We start from the raw sequence: 5507 nt of genomic DNA on the forward strand, positions 1-5507 counted from the left end.
GATAACCGACTCGGGATATTTAGTCAGGTTGAGCAGGGTCCGTTTCTTGACTTTGGAGCCGTGCTCTCCGCGCTCCCGGTACGATTCGCGAAGCAAAATCTGGGTATAGACCTTGTCGCCGCGCTTTGATTTGACTCGGTGGATATGCATGATGCCTGCTTTTTACCATACATAACACACTATGTCAAATATATAGAGTAAAATTTGATGCCTACATAATTCTCTCTAAAATCGCTACTTTAAAACAGCAAATCAAGGTGTTACTTCATTTTGTGTCTGGAACATCCGGTCTAGGTTACAGATTATTCGTTCAATAGGATTATCGTACGTCTGTCCTAACGGTTATTCATCCATCATAAAAGGATAATCAAAGGCTGTAGGGGGTACGAAGGACTCCTTTACAGTTCTTGGGGAAACCCAACGCATGAGATTGGTGTAGAAGCCTGCCTTATCATTGGTACCGGAGGCCCTTCCGCCGCCAAAAGGCTGTTGCCCGACAACCGCACCCGTGGGCTTATCGTTTATATAGAAATTACCGGCACTATGCTCAAGTTTGGCAAGCGCAGTACTGACAGCAGCTCTGTCGGTGGCAAATATAGCTCCTGTCAATCCATAGGCTGAAGAGCTGTCGCAGAGTTCCAGGGTCTTCTCAAACTCCTCATCGTCATAGACATAGATGGTCAGGACTGGACCAAATATCTCTTCCACCATGGTCCTATAGACTGGATTCTCGGTGAGAATTACTGTTGGCTCTATGAAATAGCCCACACTGTCATCGCAACCTCCACCAATAATGATCTCTGAATCGTTGCTTTTCCTGGCACTGTCAATGAAGTCTTTTATTGTGTCAAATGCGTTTTTGTCGATTACGGCATTGAAGAAATTTCTAAAATCGGTAGTCGCTCCCATTTTAATCCTACCAATCTCATTCTTGAGCTTTTTGCTGGTCTGCGGCCACAGGCTCTTCGGGATATAGGCACGGCTGGCGGCAGAACATTTCTGTCCCTGGTATTCAAACGCCCCCCGAACAAGTGCTGTAACCAGCTGATCGGGATCGGCACTCGAATGAACAAAGACAAAATCCTTACCGCCTGTCTCGCCAACAATGCGAGGATATGATTTGTAACTTTCAATGTTTTCACCGATGATTTTCCACATTTTTTGGAAGACGGCGGTAGAACCGGTGAAATGAATTCCTGCAAGATTGGGATCAGTCAGACAAATATCTCCTACTGAAGCACCAGAACCAGGAACAAAATTTATAACACCAGGCGGCAGCCCAGCCTCTTCCAGGATTCGCATAAAAAGATATGGATTATACACACAGCTGCTGGCAGGTTTCCAAACAACGGTGTTACCCATAATAGCGGGAGCCGTCGGTAAGTTGCCGGCAATGGCCGTAAAATTAAAGGGGGTTACAGCAAACACAAATCCCTCGAGCGGCCTGTGCTGAACGAAGTTCCAGATTCCTTTGGAAGAAACCGGCTGCTCACGGTAAATCTGCTGAGCGAAGTAGACATTAAAACGGAGGAAATCAATAAGCTCACAAGCTGCATCGATTTCTGCCTGGTAAACATTTTTACTGGTGGAAAGCATGGAACCGGCATTGATTTTGTAACGATACTTGACTGACAGCAGTTCAGCTGCCTTGAGGAAGATGGCACACCGCTCCTCCCAGCGATACGATTGCCACATTTTCTGTACACCTAACGCCGTATCGATGGCCAAACGCACTTCATCCGGCCCTGCTTTGTGATAAATAGCCATTAAATGCTTATGGTCATGAGGCATTACGACCTCTCCTGTCTTGCCGGTCCTAACCTCCTTACCACCAATAATAAGTGGAATATCAAGCTGTTTCTCAGACAATTCGGACAAAGCTGATTTTATCATTTCCCGCTCTTTTGATTCTGGCGCATAATCATAGACCGGTTCATTTACTGGTTCGGGAACCTGTATTACAGCATTGTTTATAAGATGCATAATTTTCCCTCCTAATACGGAAAATAGTAGTGTGCGAATGTTTGGTAGGAAATTTTTAAATACTATAAAGGTTGGTTTGTTTTTAAAAAAGCTTATCGCTAAAAACGAGTTAGAATAACTTAATGTTACATTCTTCTGTGCAGCAGCCCTGAAACCAGAAATTTCCAATACTCAGACACATTTTTCTTCATTTCAAAGTGTATTGATGGCAAACCTGATAGTATAGTTATGATGTATCTCTGGAGATCGTAATCAAACCGAAAAAATTTTTATTGCATTGCTTCTGCCCATCAGTCGTTTTTTATCATCGTACTTGAAGGATACGTCCCAATTGAATATGAATAGGTGAACATCACTGTTCCATCGAGATAAAGATACGAAAGATTCAATATCAGCGAAGATTTCACCGTGAAACTTATAGTTAAGACAAAAATCTGGATTGAGAACCAACATCGGGATCTACTCTTCGGAAAAGCCAAGTCAGAAATTTTCTACCTGATCGACTAAGAAGGCTCTATTGCCTCCCCACTAAAAAAATCGGCATGAATAACGAAGGTTCGTCAGCGGAGGGAGTTCTAGCTCATGCAGACAGGTTGATTGTGGAAGTCGCCTGTAAGTCATTGGCGGCGATCCGCTTGACACCGGCAGCGGAGTCAAGAGCAGCCTATCCCAACAGGCACGTGGAGCGCTGGCAACAACGCTGGGGCTGACCCCTTGCGACCGCTCCAGGGTATCACCGAGACCAGCCCCAAAAAGTGACAACCCTTTCGCGAATTTTTGTCCATTTAATGCAATTAATAGATGGACAATGAGATGGGGCAAGAAGCGGGAAACTCCTCGCCGAATAATTTAGCGAAGTGCCAGTTCGACTAAAGATTCAGATGTATGAATTGTAATCCGACCTTACACACCGGGCAACACTGACCCGATCCGACCTAACGGTTGCTTCATTATCTTTTTATCTCAAAATGTACTTGAACAATCTTGACCTTTCGACAATATCCAAACCATTCAAATGTAGTTTGGCACTATTAAAATTGACCATCCCTTGTTAACTACTTTGACTGCCGATTATACTTTTCTAAGGATTGATGGTATTCAAGAAATCGGTAATAGCAGACTGCAATGAATTGCTAACAATACTCTGACGCTGAAAAAACCTTTCGTGAACGCCCACTAACTGTACAATTACTTTTTCAATCCCTAATAGCTTGGCAATTATTACTCTGTGCGTTCCACCTTTGCCAAGAATCACTTCTCCTGTTCGCCCAATTAACACTTTTATCTCATCGTTTTCTCGCTGAATGTCGCAAGGTCTGCCTATGGCTATTTCAAACTGACTTTTATACCCATCTTCTCGTATACTTAAAAATGCACGATGCAACATGGAAAAGTAGTGATCAATTTCCTGGAAAGACGTGCATCTGTAACTACCTCTTGGCTTTGATGTTTTTCCTTCTAAATATAGTTGAACGCCGTCTCTCATTTGGACATATTGTGCCGTAGATTTATAATTCTTATTATGCACAAATATATCATATATAGTAGTATATGTGGTTTCTCTTACCTTCTCGATCGGACCACAACTATTTATATCCCAATCACCAGAAGTAACAAAAGAATGAGGACGCAGCTCTTGTTTTATTGCTCTAGTAATGAGTTGCGAGTTAATGCTGAAAACAGGGAAATCCTCTGCTGTTAGAAATATCTTCTGCAAAGAACAGGCGTGAAGCAATTCGCTAAGATGCAAAAGTTTTCGGTGTAGTGCCCACTTCATATAGATATGTACCACTTATAAAGACAGTGACTATACTAGAAGTTGGCATTCATGTGCAAAAAATATTCCTCTTTTGCGCGTCAGTTAACATGCGAACAAACACGTGAAATGTTAATATGTTAAAGAATATATAAGATTAATTCTCTTCAAAAGATCAAATTACTATTTTCCATTTTTGCGGAAAATGCCTACTGCTATTCGGAATTAAACCGCAGAGAAGTCGCTATTGCTCCGGTGTCTAAATATCGAAGTCATGCCGCATAACGGCCAAGTGGATGTTGAAGTAACTTTTGACATGATCCGGTCGTCGTTGCAAAGTCTTCATGAACGACCTTGTTTTCTCCGCCAGATCGTCACTATTTCAGGCCGGTAAACCGGACCGTATTCGTTGCTTGAGATTCCCGATCAAGTATTCGTCCGGGTTGTGTTCCGGTGTATACCGCGGCAAGTAGAACACCTCAATCTGTTCCTTGTGTTCAGAGAGCCTTTTCCGAACCACCTTGCTGTGATGAACCCGAAGGTTGTCCAGAATCAAAAAGTCTTTGCGGTCTACATCCTTGATCTGCCGGGACAGAAATCTGATCAGTACAGGGCTGGTCATTGTTTCCCGATACAGCATGAAACGGACTTTGCCCTGGTTGGTGATGTACGAGATCATATTGATGCTGCTTCTTGTCGCATTGAGCTGCACACAATGGGTGTCTGTCCCTTCGGCGCGAAGCCGCGAGCATTGTACGCTTCATTGTTCACGCCGGTCTCGTCGCCCCAGTGAATCTCTGCCTTCTCCTTCTTCGCTCGGCTGGCGATCTCCGGGTAACCCTTCTCAAGCCACTGCTTCAGCTTCTTCGGGGCTTGCTCGTAGACCCGTTTGGCTGGCTTTTGTGGGGTGAAGCCCCAGCGCTTCAGGTAGTCGGTGATCGTCCGCAACGGCAGTTCAATACCGGATTTCTTCTTGATCGCCAGGCGAACGGCATCGCGGGTCCACAGCGCAAACGGCAGTTTGAGTTGATTGGGGGCTTTGTCCACGAGCATGGTTTGTACGCTTATCTCCTGCTCGGCATCGAGGACTCGCTGCGCTCCGTGTCGGCGGCCTCGCTTGCTGACGTCGGCAGTCCGTAAGGTTCTGCAGGGCAGGAACCGCCTTGAGCAAGTGTCGTTCCGGACGTTCCGGGCATACCACAGCTTTACAGCTCGATTTACGAGCCCCAATACGGTCAACAAGAAAGGCAGCGTTGAGGGCTTGGCTGGTTATGCCCGGCGCAACTATCTGGTACCAGTGCCGGAGGCCGCCAGCATCGAAGAGCTCAACGCCAGGCTGCTGGCCCAGTACCCGGCGTACGGCAGTCGCCATGTCCTGGCCGATCACGAGCAGTCGGTGGCGGCACTGCACGAGGCGGAACGAGAGCACCTGCTGGCACTGCCGGCGGCGCTGTTTGGCAACTCGAAATGACAACCGAAAAATGACCACCCCTGAGCATTAGTTGTAAAAAGATTTTGCGGTTGTCGCCCCGTCCTGTAATGGAGGGAGCCGGGAGGGCGACCGGAGTGACAGGAGGGGGCGACAACCGCGCCCGAATATGTCGTTATCTATTCGTATAGGCCAGTATTTCTTTCATGTTTTCTCCTCTTCAAGGGCGGTCCCCCGTTCCAGGCTCTGCTTGAGCCGGTAGCTCTGCCATCGGCAGTTGACGATTTTGGCCTTATGGGTCAATCGGTCCAACAGGGCGGCGGTCATGCCCTGATCACC

Annotated in this window: 6 protein-coding genes; 1 reads left to right on the forward strand and 5 read right to left on the reverse strand. The window is 46.2% G+C overall.

Annotation, left to right across the window (positions count from 1 at the left end; all coding sequences use genetic code 11):
- Positions 1 to 342: 342 nt before the first annotated feature.
- The 4 genes from pruA to BUC26_RS23285 form a co-directional block, all read right to left on the reverse strand.
- Complete coding sequence (pruA, locus tag BUC26_RS22135) at positions 343 to 1983, reverse strand: L-glutamate gamma-semialdehyde dehydrogenase (protein ID WP_073379555.1); 1641 nt, start codon at positions 1981 to 1983, stop codon at positions 343 to 345.
- Between the two features lie 1081 nt (positions 1984 to 3064).
- Entirely contained in the window at positions 3065 to 3760 is a 696-nt protein-coding gene (locus BUC26_RS23275) for a hypothetical protein (protein ID WP_143166134.1), read from the reverse strand.
- 361 nt (positions 3761 to 4121) lie between these two features.
- Positions 4122 to 4418: a transposase gene (locus BUC26_RS23280; RefSeq protein ID WP_244155936.1), complete on the reverse strand. Its 297-nt coding sequence runs from the start codon at positions 4416 to 4418 to the stop codon at positions 4122 to 4124.
- A complete protein-coding gene (locus BUC26_RS23285) occupies positions 4415 to 4792 on the reverse strand; it encodes a winged helix-turn-helix domain-containing protein (RefSeq protein ID WP_073379561.1) in 378 nt (125 codons plus the stop codon). Before BUC26_RS23285 ends, BUC26_RS23280 begins: the two co-directional genes overlap by 4 nt.
- Positions 4793 to 4856: 64 nt before the next feature.
- On the opposite strand from BUC26_RS23285, the gene BUC26_RS23290 reads away from it, so the two are divergent.
- Positions 4857 to 5210 (forward strand): hypothetical protein, encoded by a 354-nt coding sequence (locus tag BUC26_RS23290; protein ID WP_143166135.1) that lies wholly within the window; start codon positions 4857 to 4859, stop codon positions 5208 to 5210.
- Positions 5211 to 5372: 162 nt separating this feature from the next.
- Here BUC26_RS23290 and BUC26_RS24610 read toward each other — a convergent pair whose 3' ends face one another.
- The gene (locus BUC26_RS24610) at positions 5373 to 5495 is read right to left on the reverse strand and encodes an ATP-binding protein (protein ID WP_425267093.1); all 123 of its coding nucleotides are present in this window, start codon (positions 5493 to 5495) and stop codon (positions 5373 to 5375) included.
- Between the last annotated feature and the right edge of the window lie 12 nt (positions 5496 to 5507).

Origin of the sequence: Desulfofustis glycolicus DSM 9705 (assembly GCF_900130015.1) — a bacterium.
Taxonomy (GTDB): Bacteria; Desulfobacterota; Desulfobulbia; order Desulfobulbales; family Desulfocapsaceae; genus Desulfofustis; species Desulfofustis glycolicus.

Coding starts and splice junctions, on each gene's coding strand:
- pruA (WP_073379555.1), bottom strand. CDS start 1,983: ATGCATCTTATAAACAATGCTGTAATACAGGTTCCCGAACCAGTAAAT.
- BUC26_RS23275 (WP_143166134.1), bottom strand. CDS start 3,760: ATGAAGTGGGCACTACACCGAAAACTTTTGCATCTTAGCGAATTGCTT.
- BUC26_RS23280 (WP_244155936.1), bottom strand. CDS start 4,418: ATGATCTCGTACATCACCAACCAGGGCAAAGTCCGTTTCATGCTGTAT.
- BUC26_RS23285 (WP_073379561.1), bottom strand. CDS start 4,792: ATGCTCGTGGACAAAGCCCCCAATCAACTCAAACTGCCGTTTGCGCTG.
- BUC26_RS24610 (WP_425267093.1), bottom strand. CDS start 5,495: ATGACCGCCGCCCTGTTGGACCGATTGACCCATAAGGCCAAAATCGTC.